The 3,762-nt window shown below is 27.4% G+C and carries 3 protein-coding genes; 2 read left to right on the forward strand and 1 reads right to left on the reverse strand.

What is annotated here, in order from left to right; translation table 11 throughout:
* Positions 1–136: 136 nt before the first annotated feature.
* Positions 137–2,224 (reverse strand): glycine--tRNA ligase subunit beta, encoded by a 2,088-nt coding sequence (gene glyS, locus E6A48_RS07020; RefSeq protein ID WP_219709327.1) that lies wholly within the window; start codon positions 2,222–2,224, stop codon positions 137–139.
* Positions 2,225–2,372: 148 nt separating this feature from the next.
* Here glyS and E6A48_RS07025 point away from each other — a divergent pair, with 148 nt between their 5' ends.
* A complete protein-coding gene (locus E6A48_RS07025; protein ID WP_219709328.1) occupies positions 2,373–3,371 on the forward strand; it encodes an aldose epimerase family protein in 999 nt (332 codons plus the stop codon).
* Positions 3,372–3,407: 36 nt separating this feature from the next.
* On the forward strand, positions 3,408–3,762 hold a 355-nt coding region (locus E6A48_RS07030; RefSeq protein ID WP_219709329.1), incomplete at its 3' end, for a class I SAM-dependent methyltransferase.

Here is a 3,762-nt window from a genome sequence, read left to right on the forward strand (position 1 = left end):
CGGCGGGAAAAAGTTGACAATACGTTTATAAAAAATAAAAATTGACAAAATATAATCCAATTTATCCTAATCAATTATTTTTTATATAAAAAAGGGACTTTATTAATAAAGTCCCTTTAATTTATAATCTTATTTATTATTTTACCAAACTAGAGAAGTCAAGCATATTCTTGAAAATCTTATCTACTGAAGAAAGCAAAGCTATACGGTTGTTTTTTATTTTCTCATCATCTACATTTACCATAATATCTTTAAAGAACTTATCTAATGGTTCATAAAGACTAGCTAATAAAGCAAATGTTTGTTCATATTCTCTTTTTTCCATAAGTTTATTAACTTCATTTAATTTTTCTTTATAAATATTATACAAAGATTTTTCTGCTTCTTCTTTTAATAATGATTCATCTAAATTAACTTCTTTAGCAGATTTAATCATATTTTTAACTCTCTTGAATACTAATAAAAGATTAGAGAATAATTCTTCATTTTTCTTTCTAAACGCATCAATAGCTTCTATCTTTAAGTAAGCATCATACATATCATCTATACCAGTAGAAAGAACTCCTGCAACAGAATCTTTTGCAAAGTCAATATCATTTTCAAAACGAGATTTAAAGAACTCAAATATATCATTCAATAAATCACTGCTTTTATTTATTTTAGCATCTTTAGGCATAGAGTTAATAGAATCTTCTATTAATTTTTTAAGATTAACATGCTTTTTAGATTTTATAAGAATATTTACAATACCAAGAGCCTGTCTTCTCAAAGCATTAGGGTCTTGAGAACCAGTAGGTATATCAGCAACATAAAAACCAGCTACAATATTATCCATCTTATCAAGTATAGCTATAGCCTTACCAGTATCATTTGAAGGTATATTGTCTGTGGCAAATAGAGGTCTGTATTGTTCATTTATAGCTAAAGCCACATCATTATTAAGATTCATAGACTTAGCAAAATAACCGCCCATTATACCTTGAAGCTCTGGGAAGTTGTAAACCATATTACTTACCAAATCTGATTTCATATATTTTATAGCTTTAAGTATATTTTCTTTGTCTTTCTCATATCCTAAAAGCTTTATTAAAAGTTCAGAGTTTCTCTCAAGCCTTTTTACTTTATCAGAAACACTTCCAAGCTCTTTTCTAAACATAAGCATCTCAAGTCTTTCATTCATCTCGTCCATACCTTTTCTAATATCTTCTTGATAAAGGAATCTACCGTCTGAAAGTCTTGCTGTTAATACTCTTATGTTTCCTGCTATTATTTGAGGAGTTTTAGGCTGATTAGCTGTGATTACAAATATATTAGTTAAAGAGCCATCTTTTTTACATAATGGGAAATATTTTTGATGCTCAATCATTTCACTTGTTAAAACTTCTTTAGGCACTTCCAAAAATTTAGAATCAAACTCAGCCGTAAGTAAATAAGGCTCTTCTACCAAATCAACAACTATTTCAGAAACTTTTTTCTTTGATACTGCTTCAAAACCAAGCTCTTTTTCTATTTTTTCTAATTGACTAACTATATTTTCTAATCTTTTCTCTCTTGAAACAATTACATGTTTTTCTGCTAAAGTTTTTTCATAATCTTTAGGTTTATTAATTTCTTTAAACTCTGGAGAGAGTAGTCTATGACCAGTTACTTTATTATTAGTTTCTATTCCAGCAACAGTAGTTTTTATAACTTCATTGCCAAATAAAGCAAGTACATTTCTAATAGGGCGTACAAATGCAAAGTCCTTATCTGCCCATCTCATTTTCTTTTTGAAATCTATTTTAGCTACAATATCTTCTAGCACTTCTTCAAATAATTTTTTAGTATCTACGCCTTTTTTTTCTTTCTTTACAAATAAATATTTTTTTCCGCCAACTTCTTTTATATATGCTTTATTAAAATCTTCTTTTTCATCTATATTTTTAATATTGTCAATGTTATGAGATTTTAAGAACCCTTCTCCTGCTTTTGTTAAGCTGCCGTCTTTTATAGCACTTTCTAATAAAGGTCCTCTTGATTCTATAACTTCATCTTTTGACTTTTCCTCTACTTCTTCAACAAGAACAGATAATCTTCTTGGAGTAGTGTAGGATATTATGGATTTGAAACCTATACCATTATTTTTTAGGGTATCTTCCATAATCTTCTTAAAACTCATACTTGCAGGATAGGCAAAATCTGCAGGTATCTCTTCAACTAATATTTCAATAAGTAAATCTTTCACTTCTATAATCCTTAAAAATAATTATGTTCTATATTTTATATTTACTATGTAAAAAAAACAATATTTTTTATTACAAATATAAATTAAAATTATGTTGAAAACTAGTAAAAATTTTTATATAATTATAAAAAATTGGAGAATCTAAAATATGCAAGTAAAAAATTTTAATAATGGCTATTTACTTTATGAATTAAAAAACAAAAATGATATGGTATTAAAACTCACAGATATTGGAGCTTCAATAGTTGGTGTGTTTGTAAAAGATAAAAATAATAATGATATTCAGGTTTCTTTTGGAAGCGATGATATTAATTTTTATCTTAAACCTCATGATTATATAGGTGCTTCTGTTGGTAGGGTGGCAAATAGAACTATAGATGCAGAGTTTACATTAGACGGCTTAACATATAAATTAGCTAAAAATGATAACAATAAACATCATCTTCATGGAGGTGTTGAGGGTATATCATTTAAGAAGTTTGATTCTAAATGTATTAATGATAAAAGCGTATTATTTTCTTATTTCTCAAAAGACGGTGAAGAGGGCTACCCAGGAAACGTAAATATTAATATTACTTATACTCTCACTGATGATAACGAGATAATAATAGATTATTTTGCAAAGACAGATAAAAAAACTCCTTTAAACTTTACTAATCATGCCTATTGGAACTTAAATGGAGATGGCACTATATATGAACATGAATTATTTATAGATTCAAAATATTATCTTCCTGTAACAGATGAATGTGTATCTACTGGAGAGATTTTAAAAATAGAGAGTACTCCTTTTGACTTTACAAAAAACAAAAAAGTAGGGCTAGATATAGAAAAATGCGGAGGATATGATAATTGTTTTATATTTACTAATAATGATATAGACAAATTAAAAGCTAAGGCTTATAGTGAAAAAACAGGTATAAGTTTAGAGTTTTATACAACACAACCTGCTATGCATTTTTATTCTGGCAACATGCTTAATAATAGAGAGGTGAGAAAGACTGTATTAAACAAACATATGGCTTTTTGTTTTGAGAGTGAGTATTTACCTGGTGCTTTGAATTTTTTACATTTTCCTAGTATAATATATTCTCCTGATAAGGATTATAAAGAGAGAACTATATATAAATTAAGTTTGAATAAATAATTATATAAATTGATAAATAAAGAGAGATTATATTTTATGGAAGAAAGCAGAAAATCTATAATAGTTGATCATTATATAAACAGAGTAAATGATTTAAATATCCCAGATTATAAAGTGGTAGACTGGGAGTCTGAAGAGGCGCAGAATTTAAGGTTTAAGGCATTGATAGAGCATTTTAATATGAGCGGTAATGTTTTGCTTGATGTTGGATGCGGGGTTGGTAGTTTGGCAGAATATATAGATAAAAATAACATCAACTTATACTATATAGGTATAGATATTATGCCTGAGATGGTTGAGAGAGCTAAATCAAAAACTTACAAAAATATTAGCCCTCAATTTATGACTATGGATTTCTTTAAAAAGACTGATATAAAAGATGATGTTGATT

Origin of the sequence: Brachyspira pilosicoli (assembly GCF_019402445.1) — a bacterium.
Classification (GTDB): Bacteria; Spirochaetota; Brachyspiria; order Brachyspirales; family Brachyspiraceae; genus Brachyspira; species Brachyspira pilosicoli_B.